Source organism: Sagittula sp. (genome assembly GCF_052825245.1).
Genome location: NZ_JBRBWD010000008.1, coordinates 50,368 through 66,123 on the forward strand (window position 1 = coordinate 50,368; position 15,756 = coordinate 66,123).

Sequence of the window (15,756 nt, forward strand, 5' to 3'; positions counted from 1 at the left end):
TCGGAAAAGGGCCGCGCCTTTGCGGGCGCAGCATCCGCGCAGCGCCTTACCTAGCCCGCGATGGAAGGAAGGACCAGCCCCGGATCACTCTCCGGCGGCGGCTGTGCCATCCGGCAGGTCGAAGATCTGGCCCGGGTAGATCAGGTCGGGATCGCGGATACGGTCCCGGTTGGCCCGGAAGATCTTCACGTATTCGATGCCGTGGCCGTAGCGGTCCTCGGAAATCCCCCAGAGCGTGTTGCCCGGCTGAACCGTGATCTCGGAGATCGGTCCTTCGCCCCGCTTGAGGCTGGCCAGCAGGTCCGGGTCCTCGCGCAGGAACGGGCTTTCGACGCGGGCCAGCACGGTGCCGTCGCCGTCGATCTGGTCGACGCGCAGCGTGTAGGTGCCGGTATCGACCTCCGGCAATTCCACCTTCCAGCGTCCGCTTTCGGCGATGCGCGACGTGGTGACGGGTCGGTTGTCCAGGTAGACGCGGACAAAGGCGTCATCCGCCCCCCTGCCCGTCAGCAGCACCTCGCCCGCGCTGCCGTAGTTGATCGTGTCAAGCGCCACCTCGTCCGGCTGGAGCGGACCGGAGGCCAGCACCTCCACCCCGCGCGGGCCGGTGACAAAGACCTTGGGCGCCTGCGGCGCGCCGGTCTCGCCGGGCTTAGGCGCGGGGTCGCGCGCTGCGATGGCGTCGTCCTGCGCGGACGGCGTGCCCACCGGGGCCGCACCGTCCGCCGGCATGGCAGGTACGCCCGGTTCGGCGGCGGTCACGCTGGGCGGGGCCTCGGGTCCGTCGTCTGCCTGCGGGGCGCTGCCAGACGCGGTGGCTAGGTCGAGCGCGCCGGGCGCCGCTGCACGCGGTGCGGAGAAGGACGCAAGCCCGCCGGCAGAGACCGCCTCATCCTGCCCCACGTCGTCGCCAAGCGCCTGAGGCGCGTCACCGGGCTGCGGCATCGGCGCGGCGGAGGCCACGGCGTCGGGGCTGGGTGCGGCGGCGGGGGCCGTGCGGACATCGGCCGCACCAAGCGCCGTTCCATCGGTCTGCGACCCGGGCACTGCGGCGCCGTCGGGGGCCTGCGGCTGGGTCAGCGGTCCGGGCGCGGCGGCCGCCCGCTGTTCGAAGCGCGGCGGCTGCGTCACATCGCTGGTCAGGGCGGAGGGGGCGACGATGACCTCGTCTTCCGACATGACCTCCCCGGTGTCGGCGCGGCTGCGCAGCCGTAGCACCGAGGCCTTGCCTTGGGACGGAAGCTCGACGAAGGCCACGAATTTCCCATCCTGCCCGATCAGCGCGGTGGCTGCGGGATCGCCGTCTACCAGCACGTCGATCTCAGCGCCCGGCTGTCCGGCGCCCGCCACCAGCGTGCTGCCGCCGGGCTCTGCGCGCACTGTATCGAAGCTAGGCGCGGAGGGATTGGCGGCTGCTGTCTCGCCTGCCTCGGGCATCGCATCGGATGTCGCTGCCGGATCGGACGGGGCAGCGACGACAGCATTTACCGCTGCCCCGTTTTCTGCCGCATCAGGTGCTGCTGAGCCGCTATCTGCCAATTCCGGCGCGTCGGCCGTCTGGGCCGGTTCGGTATCTGTCTGCGCCGCCTCGACCGGCACCGATGCCTCTGTCCCTTCCACGACCGCCCCGGTGTCCCCATCGCCGGCCGACGCAAGCGCGTTCTCCGTTCCCGCGTCGCCTGCCTGCGTCGATGCCGTCTGCGGCGCATCCGGCCCTTGTGAGGCGCGCGCCGGGTCGTCAGCCGTGGTATCGTCCCCGCCCGGCAGGTCGATCAGCCCGAGCGCCAGAGCCACGGCCACTGCCCCCGCAACGGCCGCCCCTCCCAGTGCGCTGTTCTTCAAGGTATTGGTCATGGCAGTCTTTCAAACGGCTGCCCTGCGGCAGATGGCTCCCCAAAGCCGTCCACAGGGTGGTTGAGCGTGTATATCCCACGGTCTAGGTTGGGTCAAAAGCCGATTTTCCTGCACAAATCCAGCATAAGGGACCGCGCATGCTCAGAAAATCCATCTGCGTGTACTGCGGGTCGCGTCCGGGCGACCGCGAGGCATACACGACCGAGGCCACCTCGCTGGGCACCGCCATCGCCGACGAAGGATGGCGGCTGGTCTACGGTGCGGGGGATGTGGGGTTGATGGGGACCGTTGCCCGCGCCGCGCAGGCCGCCGGGGGCGAGACCTTCGGCGTCATTCCCCAGCATCTGCAGGCGCGCGAAGTGGGCAAGTCCGACCTGACCACCTTCATCGTCACCGAGACCATGCACGAACGCAAGAAGGTCATGCTGATGAACGCCGATGCGGTGGTGGTGATGCCGGGCGGGCCGGGTTCGCTGGACGAGTTCTTCGAGGTGCTGACCTGGCGCCAGCTTGGCCTGCACCAGAAACCCATCGTGCTGCTGAACGTCGAGGATTACTGGGCACCGCTGGTCGCGCTGCTGGACCACGTGGTGGACAGCGGCTTCGCCGACAGCTCGCTCCTCGACTTCGTTCAGAGCGGCGGCTCGGCCCTCGACACCATGGCGCTCCTGCGCCGCGCCCTCTCCTGAGACAGCGACTGAAAGGAATAGATCGCCAGCGCAATCCAGATCAGCGCGAAGGCCACAAGCTGGAAGGTGTTCAGCGGCTCGCCGAACAGCACCACGGCGCAGAAGAACTGCAGCGTCGGGTTCAGGTATTGCAGGAGGCCCAGCGTCGCCATGTTCACCCGCTGCGCGGCGGCAGAGAACAGGATCAGCGGCAGCGCGGTCAGGACACCGGAGAAGAGCAGCAGCGCGGACAGACCGATGTCGGCGCCGAACACCCCTCCGCCGTTCCAATGCACATGGACGAGCCACCCCAACCCCAGCGGCGTCAGCACCAGCACCTCGGCGGTGACGGAGGTCATCGCACCTACGGTCAGCCGCTTCTTCACCAGACCGTAGAGACCGAAGGTCAGAGCGATGACCAGCGAAATCCAGGGCGCCACCCCCAGGCCCAGCGTCAGCTGGGAGACGGCCAGGGCCGCAAGGCCGACGGCCAGCCATTGCAGGGGCGCCAGGCGTTCCTTGAGCACCACGGTTGCGAGCAACACCGCGACCAGCGGGAACATGTAGTAGCCCAGCGAGGCCTCCACGACATGGTCCGACTGCACCGAGAAGATGAACAGGAACCAGTTCACCGATATCGTCATCGCGGCCAAGGCCACAATCGCCACGGACCGCCCGTTGCCAAGCGCCAGACGCAACCGGCCAAGCCGCCGCTGCACAGTGAGGATCCCGGCGAAGGTCACGAACGACCAGATCGTCCTGTGCGCCAGCAGCTCCAGCGGCGGCACCTCCACCAGCAGCTTGTAGTATATCGGAGACAACCCCCAGATCGAGCACGCGCCGATCATGCAAAGGATACCCTGGATCTGTGGGGACATAAAAAACGCTCCGGAAGGACGGACCCGTGGTAGTCAGCCCCTCCCGGAGGGGCAAGGGCCGAGGCCCCGGTGTAATCGCGAAGTTGCGGATATGGCCCGCCTGCGGAACGACGAAGGGGCGCGGATGAACCGCGCCCCTGTCTGGATCTCGATCCGGGCCGGGATTACATGCGCGAAGCCACGTTTTCCCAGTTCACCAGGTTGTCGAGGAAGTTCTGCAGGTAGGCCGGACGCTTGTTGCGGAAGTCGATGTAGTAGGAATGCTCCCACACGTCGCAGCCCAGCAGGGCGGTCTGGCCGAAGCACAGCGGGTTCACGCCGTTCTCGGTCTTGGTGACCTTCAGGCCGCCGTCGGTGTCCTTCACCAGCCATGCCCAGCCGGAGCCGAACTGGCCGCCGCCCGCTGCGGCGAACTCTTCCTTGAACTTGTCGACGGTGCCGAAGCTGTCCTTGATCGCGACTTCAAGCTCGGACGGCATCGCGCCCTTGTTCGGACCCATCATTTCCCAGAACTGGCAGTGGTTCCAGTGCTGCGAGGCGTTGTTGAAGATGCCCGACTGGGCGACGGCACCGGAATTATAGGTGCCCTTGATGATCTCCTCGACGCTCTTGCCTTCCCACTCGGTGCCGGCGATCAGCTTGTTGCCGTTGTCGACGTAGGCCTTGTGGTGGATGTCGTGGTGGTACTCCATTGTTTCCTTGCTCATGCCGCTGGAGGCCAGCGCGTCGTGTGCATAGGGAAGATCGGGAAGTTCGAAAGCCATTGGGTTACCCTCTCCGTATTGGCAAGTCTCGGATACTTACCTGTTCCTGTGGACGGCGGAGGTCAAGTGAATGTCGCGAAAATCCGCATCCCGCTCAACGGGAGAGGGTGTCCACCTGGCAGGTCCCGCCCCGAGTGAAGTTGTTCGCATAGCCCGTGGGTTCGGCGAGGATGGAGAAATGTCCGGAGGACTTCACATAGGTGCCACGATACCTCAACTTGACCGGACTGACCTGCAGGATGACTTCAACGGTCCATGCGAACGTGGTGCGGGACGCGTTGTCCACGACAAGCCTGCCCTCCACCGGTTGCCCGTCGTTGAAGGCAAGGATCATGGCGTCAGACACCACCACACGGTCGCTGGCGGTATCGCGGATGATGAAGACCAGCGGCTGGATGATGTCCAGCGACTCCGACCCGCGGACCGAGCACTTGTAGGCCACAAGGTCGGCTTCGGCCGCCGTGGCGACGCTCGCACATATGGCGACGAACGCCGCGGTGAGCCATCTCAACATGCGCCGTTCCTCGCTTTCCGCCGCTCGGCCACTATTGGCGAGCGGCGGTGCGAACACAACCGTCAGCGCGCCGCGCTGCGGAAATAGTCGACGCGGCTGTCGGGATGGGCAGCGGTGCTCAGCAGCTCGAACATGTAGTCGGCCACGGAGCGGAAGCAGAACAGCGTCGCCGTCTCTTCGCCCTCCAGCCAGACACCGGCGGCGACCTGTCCGAAGCGGGTGCGCCGCAACTCACCCGGCTGCAGACCGTCCGGCGCCATGTCGAGCGGCGCAAGCTTGGCGATCACCTCGCGCACGGCACGGCCCTGAAGGCGGAACATCGCGCGGGCGTCGGACACGTCCAGCACCAGCGCGTGCTGGTCCGACAGCGCCTCTGCCAGTTTCGCGGCGCTTTCCGCGGCCTCCGCATGCGGCACGAGCATCATCAGCTCGTCCGGCGACATCCACAGCAGGCCGCGTGCGCCATCCACCGAGGCACCGCGCTGTTCCGGGAAGGCGACCCTGGCCACACCCGACACTGCCTCGCGGAAGGCGTCGGAGGCAAAGTCGCCGCGGATCGTGACCATGCCCTGCAGACCGATGGCGCGGACCTCGACAAGGCCCTCGTACACTGCGAGTTCAGACATTCTGCTTCTCTCCTTCCGGATCGTAGAAGACCGGGCTGACGATGCAGGCGGCCACTTCGGTTTCGCCATCGTCCTTCATGAAACTGATGGTTTCGCCCATCCGCTGCGGACCGTTGTGCACCAGACCCATGGCGATGCCCTTCTTCAGCGTGGGCGACCAGTAGGTCGAGGTCACGCGGCCCTGGGTGTTGCGCTGGCCGTTGGCGTTCCGGCCCGGGGCCACCGCGTAGGCGCCATCCGGCAGGACGGAGCCGTCCACCGTCTCCAGCCCTACCAGTTGCCAGCGGTCGGGATTGTCCATGAAGTTGCGCGCCTGCGCCCGCTTGCCGATGTAGTCGTCTTTCTTCTTCGAGATCGCCCAGTGCAGGCCAAGATCCTGTGGGATCACCGTGCCGTCGGTCTCGTCGCCGATCATGATGAAGCCCTTCTCGGCCCGCATCACGTGCAGCGCCTCTGTACCGTAGGGCGTCGCGTCAAACTCCTTGCCAGCCTCGATCAGTTTGTCCCAGAGCGCGCGGCCCTGGCTTGCGGGCACCGCGATCTCGTAGCTCAGTTCCCCCGAGAAGGAGATCCGGTAGATGCGCACCGGGAACCCGCCCAGCGTGCCGTCCTTCCAGTCCATGAAGGCCATCGCCTCTTTCGAGACGTCCATGCCGCCGAGCTTCTCCAGCAGTTTCCGGGCGTTGGGACCGACAACGGCGATCTGAGCGTAGGCTTCGGTGACGTTGGCGGTGTAGACCTTCCAGTCCCACCATTCGGTCTGCAGCCATTCCTCCATGTGGGCATGGATACGGTCCGCGCCGCCGGTCGTGGTATGGCAGAGGAAGGTGTCCTCGTCGATCCGCGCCACCACGCCGTCGTCGGTGAGGAAGCCGTTCTCCGTGCACATCAGGCCGTAGCGGCATTTGCCCGGCTTCAGCGTGCTCATCATGTTGGTGTAGAGCATGTCGAGGAACCGGCCTGCGTCCGGCCCCTTGACGATGATCTTGCCGAGCGTGGAAGCGTCAAGCATTCCAACGCTTTGGCGCGTGGCGTTGATCTCGCGGTTTACGGCATCCTCGACGCTTTCCCCGGACTTGAGGAAGGCAAAGGGACGGCGCCAGTCACCGACCGGCTCGAACGTCGCGCCGTTGGCTTCGTGCCAGCCGTGGATCGGCGTCTTGCGCAGCGGATGGAACAGGTCGCCACGCGCATCGCCTGCAATCGCCCCCATCGAGATGGGCGTGTAAGGCGGACGGAAGGTGGTCGTGCCGACCTGCGGGATCGGCTCTCCCAACGCATCAGAAAGGATTGCCAGACCGTTGATGTTGCTCAGTTTCCCCTGATCCGTCGCCATGCCAAGCGTGGTGTAGCGCTTGGTATGTTCGACGGAGCGGTAACCCTCGCGCGCCGCAAGCTGGACGTCCGACACCTTCACGTCGTTCTGGTAGTCGAGCCAGGCCTTCATCCGCAGCCCGTCGTGCGCACGTTCAGGCATCAGCCAGACCTGCATGAGCGGCGCCTCTTCGGCGGCCTCTCCGGCGGGCGTTCCCGGCAGATCGGCGTCGGAGGCACCAAGCGCAGACAACACGGACTTTGCAGCTTTGTCAGCGTCTTGCAGCGTATCGTTGATGTGCATCGCGCCGCTTGCGCTGCCCGCGGTGGTGACAAATGCCTCGCCATCCACACCCGTGGGCGCACGCGACGGATCGGGTTTGAAGTAGGCCTGCGCATCGTCCCACGTCAACTTGCCGCCGCAATGCGACCAGAGGTGCACAACGGGGGACCAGCCGCCGGACATGGCGACCGCGTCGCAGGCGATCTCTTCGAGGACCGCGCCCTCGCCACGCTGGAGACCGATGGCCACGCCCTGCACCCGCTTGCCGCCGAAGACCTTGGTGATGGCTCGGTCACGTTCGACCCGGATGCCCATGGCCTGCGCTTCCTTGACCAGCGGCCCTTCGTTGCCGTGCGGGCGCGCGTCGACGATGAGCGGCACCGCAAGCCCGGCCTTCTTCAGCGCGATGGCGGTCCGGTAGGCGTCATCGTTGTTGGTCACGACCACCGTGCGGTCGCCCGGCGACACGCCGTAGTTCACCAGGTAGTCGCGCACGGCAGAGGCCAGCATGACCCCCGGCACGTCGTTGCCACCGAAGCTGAGCGGGCGTTCCAGCGCGCCGGTGGCGGTCACGATCTGCTTTGCCCGGATACGCCACAGGCGGTGGCGGGGACCGGCCAGATAGGGCGCATGATCGTTCACCCGCTCGTAGCCCAGTACGTAGCCGTGGTCATAGACGCCCGCGCCCATGCTGCGGGTGCGGAGTTCGACATTGGGCATCGCTTCGAGCGTCTCGACCGCCTGGGCCACCCAGTCCTCGGCGGACATGCCTTCGATCGTGCCGCCATCGACCGGCGCACGGCCACCCCAGTGGGCGGTCTGTTCCATCAGCAGCACGCGTTTGCCCGACGCACCGGCCACCAGAGCCGCCTGCAGACCGGCGATGCCGCCGCCGATCACGAGCACATCCACGAAGGCGTAAAAATGTTCGTAATGGTCGGGGTCGCGCGTCTCCGGATCCGGTGCCTTGCCGAGACCGGCGGACTGGCGAATGAACGGCTCGTAAACGTGCTTCCAGAACGGACGCGGGTGGATGAAGGTCTTGTAATAGAACCCGGCGGTCAGGAACTTGCCGAACAGACCGTTCATCGCGCCGATGTCGTGTTCCAGCGACGGCCAGTGGTTCTGCGAGGTCGCGGTCAGCCCGTCGAACAGCTCTGTCGTGGTACAGCGCTGGTTCGGTTCGTGCTTCACACCCTCGCCAAGGTTCACCAGAGCGTTCGGCTCCTCGGCGCCGGAGGCGACGATGCCGCGGGGGCGGTGGTACTTGAAGCTTCGGCCGACCAGCATCTGGTCGGCACCCAGAAGCGCCGCGGCAAGCGTGTCGCCGGCATAGCCTTCGAGCCGCTTGCCGTTGAAGGTGAAGCCCAGCTTGGTCGACCGGTCGATCAGGCGACCGCCGTGGGAAAGACGGGTGCTCATGTCAGGCCTCCGCGCAGAGTGAATTGTTCGATTTGTGCAAGACGGAGTGCGGGAAACGGGTCATTCCGCCGCCTCTATGTCGCGCCATTTGAAGTTCGGGTGTTTATCCACAATTCGGCCGAGGATATCCACAGGCGGACGGGTGGTCTGCGCGGGGTAGGTTCCGAAGACCTCCATGGTCACGGTGCAACGCGCGGCGTGGAACCACTTGCCGCAGCCGTTGGAATGGCGCCAGCGCTCGAAATGCACGCCCTTGGGGTTCTCGCGCATGAAGAGGTAACCCTCGAAGTCGTCGTCGGAGGAGCCGGGACCGAACCGCTTCAGATGCGCCTCGCCGCCCGCGGACAGTTCTGTTTCCTCGGCGGCCACGCCGCAATAGGGACAGGTGAAGATCAGCATGTCGGGGCCTCCATCCAAGCGGAATGCGTGTGGGACGCGTGCGCCGCAGGGGCGCCGCGCAGACTGTGGGCCGGGCACGAAAAAAGGCCGGGCTGCTCGCGCAGTCCGACCTTCTCCGGTCCGTGCCATGAACCTGAGGGAGTGGCGTCAGTTGCCTTCGGCAGCCGGTGCAGCGTCGCTTTCCGCCGGAGCGGGTGCAGCGGCGTCGCCAGCCGGTGCAGCGTCGGTGTTGGCTGCCGGCGCAGATGCACCTTCGTCGCTTTCGACGGTGATGTTGACGTTGGAGCCGCCATCATCGGTCGCGGTTGTCGTGTCAGCGCTGCCGAAGATGATCCAGGCCAGGAACGCCACGACGACGACGAGAATGCCGACGATGAAGGCGATCCCGGAATTGCCGCGGGATTCGCGCGTCGTTGTGGTGGTCGTTGTGTGGTTGTTGTGTGCAGAGTCCGACATGTTCTTTGTCCTTTCGCTTTCAGCGTCGGGATTGGAACGTCGCTTCCTTCGAAAAGGTTCCAGAAGATTTTCGCGATCATCAGTGGGCCACCCCGGCGGCCACGGATTCGTCGATGAAACGGCCCTCGCGGAAGCGGTTCATCGAGAAATCCTCGCAGAGCGCGGACTTCCCGGTGGCCATCAGTTCGGCAAAGCCCCAGCCCGAGCCCGGGATTGCCTTGAAGCCGCCGGTGCCCCAGCCACAGTTGATGAAGCAGCCATCGACCGGGGTCTTCGACAGGATCGGAGAGCGGTCGCCTGTCATGTCCACGATGCCGCCCCACTGGCGCAGCATCTTGAGGCGCGACACCATGGGGAAGGTCTCGATCAGTGCGGCGACGGTATGTTCGATGTGGTGGAACGACCCGCGCTGGGTGAAGGCGTTGTAGCTGTCGGTGCCGCCGCCGATAACCATCTCGCCCTTGTCGGACTGAGACATGTAACCGTGCACGGTATTCGCCATGACGACACAGTCCATGATCGGCTTGATAGGTTCGGAGACGAGCGCCTGAAGCGGCGCGGATTCCACCGGTAGGCGGAAGCCCGCCATGCGCGCCAGCTCGCCGGAGTGGCCGGCGACGACGATGCCCAGCTTGTCGCAGGCGATGTGGCCCTTGGTGGTGTCGACGCCGGTGACCTTGCCGCCGTCACGGGTGACGCCGGTGACCTCGCAGCGCTGGATGATGTCCATACCCATGGCCGAGCATGCACGCGCATAGCCCCAGGCCACGGCATCGTGGCGCGCGGTCCCTGCCCGCTCCTGCCAGAGCGCGCCCAGCACCGGGTAGCGCGGCCCGTCGAGACGGATGATCGGCACGATCTCCTTCACCCGCTTCGGCGAGATGAACTCCGTCTGCACCCCTTGCAGCGCGTTGGCGTGCGCCGTGCGCTGGTAGCCGCGGACCTCGTGTTCGGTCTGCGCCAGCATCATCACGCCGCGGGGGCTGAACATGATATTGTAATTCAGATCCTGGCTCAGCGTCTCGTAGAGCGACCGCGCCTTTTCGTAGATCGCGGCAGACGGATCCTGCAGGTAGTTCGACCGGATGATGGTCGTGTTCCGGCCGGTGTTGCCGCCGCCGAGCCATCCCTTCTCGATCACCGCCACGTTGGTTATGCCGAAATTCTTGCCAAGGTAGTAGGCCGTGGCGAGGCCGTGCCCCCCTGCGCCGACGATCACGACATCGTAGCGTTTCTTGGGCTGTGCATCGCGCCACGCCTGTTCCCAGCCTTTATGACCGGTCATCAGGGCCTCACGGACGATGGCAAAGGCGGAATAGCGTTTCATGGCTCGAATCCCCGTCGTTTCGCCGTTTGATGCACCCAAATAGCGCCCGTTCGCGACATGCAACCGTCATTCCGGTGCACAGTTGCGACATGGGTTCTCACCGGGTCCTTTTGCCCTTTTGTCGAGCGGCCCGCGCGCTTAGATCATAGCGAACGAAGAGGAGGCACGATGGTATTCTGGATCCTGACAGGCGCGATTGCGCTGGTGGTCGCGGCGGGGCTGGGCTGGTCGGTCCTGCGGGGCACGCGGGAAACGGGTCCGGCCGAGGCCTTCGACATGCAGGTGTATCGCGACCAGCTGGCGGAAATCGACAGCGATGCGGCCCGTGGCAAGATCGACGCCGAAGAAGCGGAACGCCTGAGACTGGAAATCTCGCGCCGTTTGCTGGCCGCCGACGCAAAGGCGCAGGGCGGCAGCGCGTCGGTCGTTCAGCCCGTGGGGATCAGCCGGGTCACCGCAGGTATGTTGACCCTGGTGCTGCTGCTGGGCGGTTTCGGCCTTTACCTGGCGCTCGGCGTGCCCGGGTATCGCGATCAGCCACGGCACCTTCGCCTCTCCGCCGCCGCCGACGCCCTGAAGAACCGTGCCAGCCAGACCGAGGCCGAGGCGCGCCTGCCCGCGTCGATGCCTCAGGATGCGCCGGGCGAATACCTCGACCTCGTCGAAAAGCTGCGCGCCGCTGTCGAGGCGCGGCCCGACGAGTTGCAGGGGCAGATCCTGCTGGCCCGCTCGGAAGCGGCGCTGGGGAACTACCGCGCGTCCTACGAGGCGCAGCAGAAGATCATCGAGCTGAAGGGTGACCAGGCGACTGCAGAGGATTACGCCAACCTCGCCGACATGATGGTGCTGGCCGCAAACGGCTACGTGTCCCCCGAGGCGCAGAAGGCGCTGGAGCAGGCCCTTGGCCGCGATCCGGAGAACGGTGTCGCACGCTTCTACGGCGGGCTGATGATGGCGCAGATCGGGCGGCCAGACCGCGGGTTCCGGATGTGGCGCGACCTCTTGTCCGACAGCCAGCCGGACGACCCGTGGGTGGAGCCGCTGCGCGCCCAGATCGAGGAGATGGCGATGCGCGCCGGCGAGAACCGCTTTGAGCTGCCGCCGCTGGAAACCGCGCGCGGACCGTCGCAGGCCGACGTGGACGCGGCCGCGGACATGACCGAAGAAGACCGGCAGGAGATGATCCGCGGCATGGTGAACCAGCTTTCCGAGCGGCTCGCCACCCAAGGCGGCGCACCGGAGGAATGGGCGCGGCTGATCTCTTCGCTGGCGGTGATCGGCGAGACGGATCGCGCGGGCGCGATCTGGACGGAGGCCAAGACCGTGTTTGCAGGGAACGAGGATGCCCTTCAGACCATCAGGGAGGCCGCACAGCGCGCCGGGGTGTCGGAGTGATCCACGACAACATCGAGGACTTCGCGGCCGCCCTGCCCCCGATGCAGGCTCTCATGGGGCTGGACCTGGGGACGAAGACCATCGGGGTGGCGGTGTCCGACGGCATGCGATCCGTCGCCACGCCGCTGGAGACCGTGAAGCGCAAGAAGTTCGGTGTCGATGCGGAACGCCTGCAGACCCTGATCGCCGGGCGCCGTGTGGGCGGGTTGATCCTTGGCCTGCCGCGCAACATGGACGGGTCGGAGGGGCCGCGGTGCCAGTCCACACGCGCCTTCGCCCGGAACTTTGCCGCGCTCTGGGACGGCCCGATCGGCTACTGGGACGAGCGACTGTCCACCGTCGCGGCGGAAAAGGCGTTGCTTGAGGCGGATACGACACGCAAACGTCGCGCCGAGGTCATAGATCACGTCGCGGCCTCATATATCCTGCAGGGAGCGCTGGACCGGCTGAGGTTCCTTGGCGCATGACAAAGAGAGCAGTAAGGCAATCCACATGAAGGACGACGTCTGGCGACGCGACGAGATCGAAAGCCCCTGCGTGAAGCTGTGCGCCGTGCATCCCGCGGCCCGGCTGTGCGTGGGCTGCCTGCGCACGGTGGACGAGATCGCCAACTGGTCGCGCATGACTTCGGACGAGCGGCGCGAGATCATGGCCGCCCTGCCCTCGCGCAAGTCCAGAATCGCGACGCGCCGCGGCGGTCGCGCGGCGCGTCTCAAGGAACGTGGATAGGGCCGGTCAGGCCGCGACGGGCGAGGCCGGAACAGGTGCCGGGTCGGCGATGGAGACCGGAACGTCCCCGTCGTAACCCTGGATCGCGACGTCCGCCGCACCGACCGAGGTCGCGGACCTTACGCTTGCCACGACCATGCCATTCACCCGCGCCTCGATCAGCGACGAGCCGTCGGTGTTGTTGACGATGGAGAGCGTGGTGTCGTCGAGGTCGTCCTCGGGGATCTGGAACAGGATCATGTCCTCGCCCGGGGTGAAGTCTGTGATCGTGCCCGGAACCGCGCTGCCGAAGAAGCTGTCCGCCCCGGCGCCGCCCGTCATCATGCCAGCCCCGGCCAGCTCGTCATCGCCGTCGCCGCCAATCAGGACGCCGTTGCCGACCAGGGTATCGTTGCCCGCGCCGCCGTCGACCGTGGCATTGTCGTCGATCCCGCCAAACACGTCGTCTCCGTCGCCTAGGTCGATGTCATAAAGGCCGGTCTGCGCGGCAGCGGTCGCGGTGCCGTCGCCAGTGACGGACACGCTGTCATTGCCGAGGCCCGCGTCGATGGTGCCGGTTCCGCCGTTTGCGACCACGGCATCGTCGCCCGCACCCGCGTCGACTGTGTTGACGCCGTCGCCAAGCTGGATCGCGTCGTTGCCGTCACCGCCCAGCACGGTGTCGTTGCCGGTGCCGTCGTAGATTGTGTCGTTGCCCGCGCCGCCATCCAGCAGATCGGCGCCGTCCACGCCCTTCAGCAGGTCGTTGCCGAGGCCGCCGATCAGGGTGTCGTTGCCGTCGTTGCCGACCAGCTTGTCGTCGTTCGGGCCGCCGTCGATGTAGTCGTTGCCCGCACCGCCGACCAGCTTGTCCTCTCCGAGATTGCCGCTGAGGCTGTCGTTGCCCGCCTCACCGAAGGCGGTATCATTGCCGCCGTTGCCGGACAGGTCGTCATTGCCGTAGCCACCGTACAAGAGATCGTCGCCCGGGCCACCGACCAGCGTGTCGTTGCCTTCGCGCCCGTCGATCCGGTCGTCGCCCGAGCCGCCGCTGACCACATCGTTGCCCTCGTAGGCGATGTAGCGGTCGTCGGTGTCGCCCAGCGTTTCCGTGTCGTCGCCGGACGTACCTGCATTCACGGTCGGGGGGATCGGGATGTTCGGGTTCTCCTGCCCATCGGTGCCGCCGTCCGTGCCGTTGTCGGTGGGGCCTTCGGTCGGGAAGGATTCGTTGTCATCGTCGTCATCGCTGTCGAACAGTCCACCGAGACTGGCGAGCAGCAGAAAAGGCAGCAAGGAAAGCACCCACATGGTCAAAGACCCCCCAATTTGTGCAGCATGAAAATCAGTTTGCTTACGAATTAACACTTTATCAAATTTTTCGCGTATTCCAGCGCCTTTGCGGGAAAGTGGGCAGCAATGCGGCTGACTGTCCACGAAACAGGGACAGTCAGCCCCATGGCCGGGTTTCGTTGCACGAATTAACCATTATCGGACCAGAAGTTTGCGCCGCCTGATTCTGGTTGGCGTCAGGTCCTGCGGCTTACGCAGCCCGGGCGGCGACCTCGGACAGCGCGCGCTCGACCACTTCCGGACCCGCGCCATCACGTGTCGTCTCGGTCGACAACACCTGCCGCCAGCGCCGCGCACCGGGGCAGCCGGCAAAGAGGCCGAGCATGTGGCGCGTCACCTGATGCAGGCGTCCGCCCTCTGTCAGGTGACGCTCGATATAGGGCAACATGTCGCGAACCACGTCCTCGCGCCCGCGCGGGCTTTGTGGTTCGCCCCAGATAAGCGCGTCCGCCTCCCCGAGGATGTCCCACGGCTGGTGATAGGCAGCCCGCCCCACCATCACGCCGTCCAGCCCGGCATCCAGGAAACCACGCGCCTGTTCCAGCGAGCCGATGCCGCCGTTCACCGACAGGTGAAGGTGTGGAAAAAGGCCGCGCATCTGCATTACGAGGTCGTAGTCGAGCGGCGGAATATCCCGGTTCTCCTTGGGCGAAAGTCCCTGAAGCCAGGCTTTGCGCGCGTGGATCGAGATCCGCGAACAGCCCGCCGCGCCGAGACGGGCCAGGAACTCCGGCAGCACTTCGCCCGGGTCCTGATCGTCCACGCCGATCCGGCACTTCACCGTCACCTCGACGTCCACGGCATCCTGCATCGCCTCGACACAGCGGATCACCGTGTCCGGGTCCTTCATCAGGACCGCGCCGAAGGTGCCCGATTGCACCCGGTCAGAGGGACAGCCGCAGTTGAGGTTGATCTCGTCATACCCGGCATCCGCCCCAAGCCGCGCCGCCTCCGCCAGCTCCACCGGGTCGGAACCGCCCAGTTGCAGGGCCACGGGATGCTCCTCAGGACTGTGGTCGAGCAGGTGCAAAGCCCCCCCCCGCACAAGCGCAGGCGCCGTCACCATTTCTGTGTATAGCAGCGCATGCCGCGACATGAGCCGGTGGAACACACGGCAATGGCGGTCGGTCCAGTCCATCATGGGTGCCACGGCAAGCCGTGACGCGTATTTTGCATTTGATTTCATAAACTTACTCGCCGCATACGCAGGCAGCCATCTAACGGGATTTCTCGTGATTCCCGGGGGTTTTCCCCGGTTTCCGTGGGTTTTCCAAGACAGCTTGCTACCGAGTAGCAACATCCATCCCGCCAATCATGTCCAAGCCAGAGCTCCGCCAGGGTCAGGCGAACCACCTGATTCTGGCTGCGCCTCGACTTACCCCATTCGGACGGTTTCCGGCCAGATCTGAGTGACACCAAATCCTCCACGATCAACAAGCGAGGGACGCGATGTCTCACATGACCGACAATAACTCTTCGAGCCTCCTCCGGCAAATCTCCCGCGAGCGCTCTGCCGGCTCACCGTTCACCAGACACTTAGGAATGGCCGCTCAGGCGCAAACCGACGAAAGACCCAAGCAAAGCACCAAGAGCGCCTCACGTGGTTCTATTCAGGCCAAGAAGCCCGTGGCTCCGAAGAAGGTCAAGGAACCACCTGAACCGCGCCGGGTTTGCCGGAGGCTCCAACTCATGAGTAGGATGGAGCATCATGACAAAGACAACGAACAAGTATTCACCAGAAGTGCGCGAGCGCGCCGTGCGGATGGTAATGGATGGCACCGGGCAGCATGAAAGC

General features: G+C 65.7%; 15 protein-coding genes. 4 read left to right on the forward strand and 11 right to left on the reverse strand.

The window, feature by feature from the left end; translation table 11 throughout:
- Nucleotides 1-84: 84 nt before the first annotated feature.
- Entirely contained in the window at nucleotides 85-1,854 is a 1,770-nt protein-coding gene (locus ACU0DV_RS02365; protein WP_446241407.1) for a LysM peptidoglycan-binding domain-containing protein, read from the reverse strand.
- A gap of 137 nt (nucleotides 1,855-1,991) precedes the next feature.
- Here ACU0DV_RS02365 and ACU0DV_RS02370 point away from each other — a divergent pair, with 137 nt between their 5' ends.
- Nucleotides 1,992-2,543, forward strand: a complete 552-nt coding sequence (locus tag ACU0DV_RS02370) for an LOG family protein (protein ID WP_446241406.1) — start codon at nucleotides 1,992-1,994, stop codon at nucleotides 2,541-2,543.
- Here the strand turns inward: ACU0DV_RS02370 and rarD are convergent.
- The 8 genes from rarD to ACU0DV_RS02410 form a co-directional block, all read right to left on the reverse strand.
- Nucleotides 2,486-3,400 (reverse strand): EamA family transporter RarD, encoded by a 915-nt coding sequence (rarD, locus tag ACU0DV_RS02375; protein WP_446241405.1) that lies wholly within the window; start codon nucleotides 3,398-3,400, stop codon nucleotides 2,486-2,488. The genes ACU0DV_RS02370 and rarD overlap by 58 nt on opposite strands.
- A gap of 164 nt (nucleotides 3,401-3,564) precedes the next feature.
- A complete protein-coding gene (locus ACU0DV_RS02380) occupies nucleotides 3,565-4,164 on the reverse strand; it encodes a superoxide dismutase (protein ID WP_446241404.1) in 600 nt (199 codons plus the stop codon).
- 94 nt (nucleotides 4,165-4,258) lie between these two features.
- Nucleotides 4,259-4,678: a hypothetical protein gene (locus ACU0DV_RS02385; RefSeq protein WP_446241403.1), complete on the reverse strand. Its 420-nt coding sequence runs from the start codon at nucleotides 4,676-4,678 to the stop codon at nucleotides 4,259-4,261.
- Nucleotides 4,679-4,740: 62 nt separating this feature from the next.
- Nucleotides 4,741-5,304 (reverse strand): sarcosine oxidase subunit gamma, encoded by a 564-nt coding sequence (locus ACU0DV_RS02390; RefSeq protein WP_283980513.1) that lies wholly within the window; start codon nucleotides 5,302-5,304, stop codon nucleotides 4,741-4,743.
- Nucleotides 5,297-8,323 (reverse strand): sarcosine oxidase subunit alpha family protein, encoded by a 3,027-nt coding sequence (locus ACU0DV_RS02395; RefSeq protein WP_446241402.1) that lies wholly within the window; start codon nucleotides 8,321-8,323, stop codon nucleotides 5,297-5,299. Before ACU0DV_RS02395 ends, ACU0DV_RS02390 begins: the two co-directional genes overlap by 8 nt.
- A 60-nt stretch (nucleotides 8,324-8,383) precedes the next feature.
- Nucleotides 8,384-8,722, reverse strand: coding sequence for a sarcosine oxidase subunit delta (locus ACU0DV_RS02400; protein WP_283980515.1), 339 nt, complete (start codon nucleotides 8,720-8,722; stop codon nucleotides 8,384-8,386).
- A gap of 147 nt (nucleotides 8,723-8,869) precedes the next feature.
- On the reverse strand, nucleotides 8,870-9,178 hold the full coding sequence (locus ACU0DV_RS02405; RefSeq protein WP_283980516.1) for a hypothetical protein: 309 nt from the start codon (nucleotides 9,176-9,178) through the stop codon (nucleotides 8,870-8,872).
- 79 nt (nucleotides 9,179-9,257) lie between these two features.
- Nucleotides 9,258-10,505: a sarcosine oxidase subunit beta family protein gene (locus ACU0DV_RS02410; RefSeq protein WP_446241401.1), complete on the reverse strand. Its 1,248-nt coding sequence runs from the start codon at nucleotides 10,503-10,505 to the stop codon at nucleotides 9,258-9,260.
- Nucleotides 10,506-10,673: 168 nt separating this feature from the next.
- On the opposite strand from ACU0DV_RS02410, the gene ccmI reads away from it, so the two are divergent.
- Genes ccmI through ACU0DV_RS02425 form a run of 3 tightly spaced genes read left to right on the forward strand, consistent with a single transcriptional unit; the run spans nucleotide 10,674 to nucleotide 12,629 of the window.
- Entirely contained in the window at nucleotides 10,674-11,900 is a 1,227-nt protein-coding gene (gene ccmI, locus ACU0DV_RS02415; protein WP_446241400.1) for a c-type cytochrome biogenesis protein CcmI, read from the forward strand.
- Nucleotides 11,897-12,367 (forward strand): Holliday junction resolvase RuvX, encoded by a 471-nt coding sequence (gene ruvX / locus ACU0DV_RS02420; protein ID WP_100930070.1) that lies wholly within the window; start codon nucleotides 11,897-11,899, stop codon nucleotides 12,365-12,367. The genes ccmI and ruvX overlap by 4 nt, the downstream gene beginning before the upstream one ends.
- A 25-nt stretch (nucleotides 12,368-12,392) precedes the next feature.
- Nucleotides 12,393-12,629, forward strand: a complete 237-nt coding sequence (locus tag ACU0DV_RS02425) for a DUF1289 domain-containing protein (RefSeq protein WP_100930069.1) — start codon at nucleotides 12,393-12,395, stop codon at nucleotides 12,627-12,629.
- 6 nt (nucleotides 12,630-12,635) lie between these two features.
- On the opposite strand, the gene ACU0DV_RS02430 is transcribed toward ACU0DV_RS02425, so the two are convergent.
- Nucleotides 12,636-13,904 carry a calcium-binding protein gene (locus tag ACU0DV_RS02430; protein ID WP_446241399.1) on the reverse strand — a complete coding sequence of 423 codons (1,269 nt, stop codon included), beginning with the start codon at nucleotides 13,902-13,904 and terminating at the stop codon, nucleotides 12,636-12,638.
- 247 nt (nucleotides 13,905-14,151) lie between these two features.
- Nucleotides 14,152-15,147: a tRNA dihydrouridine(20/20a) synthase DusA gene (gene dusA / locus ACU0DV_RS02435; protein ID WP_446241398.1), complete on the reverse strand. Its 996-nt coding sequence runs from the start codon at nucleotides 15,145-15,147 to the stop codon at nucleotides 14,152-14,154.
- Between the last annotated feature and the right edge of the window lie 609 nt (nucleotides 15,148-15,756).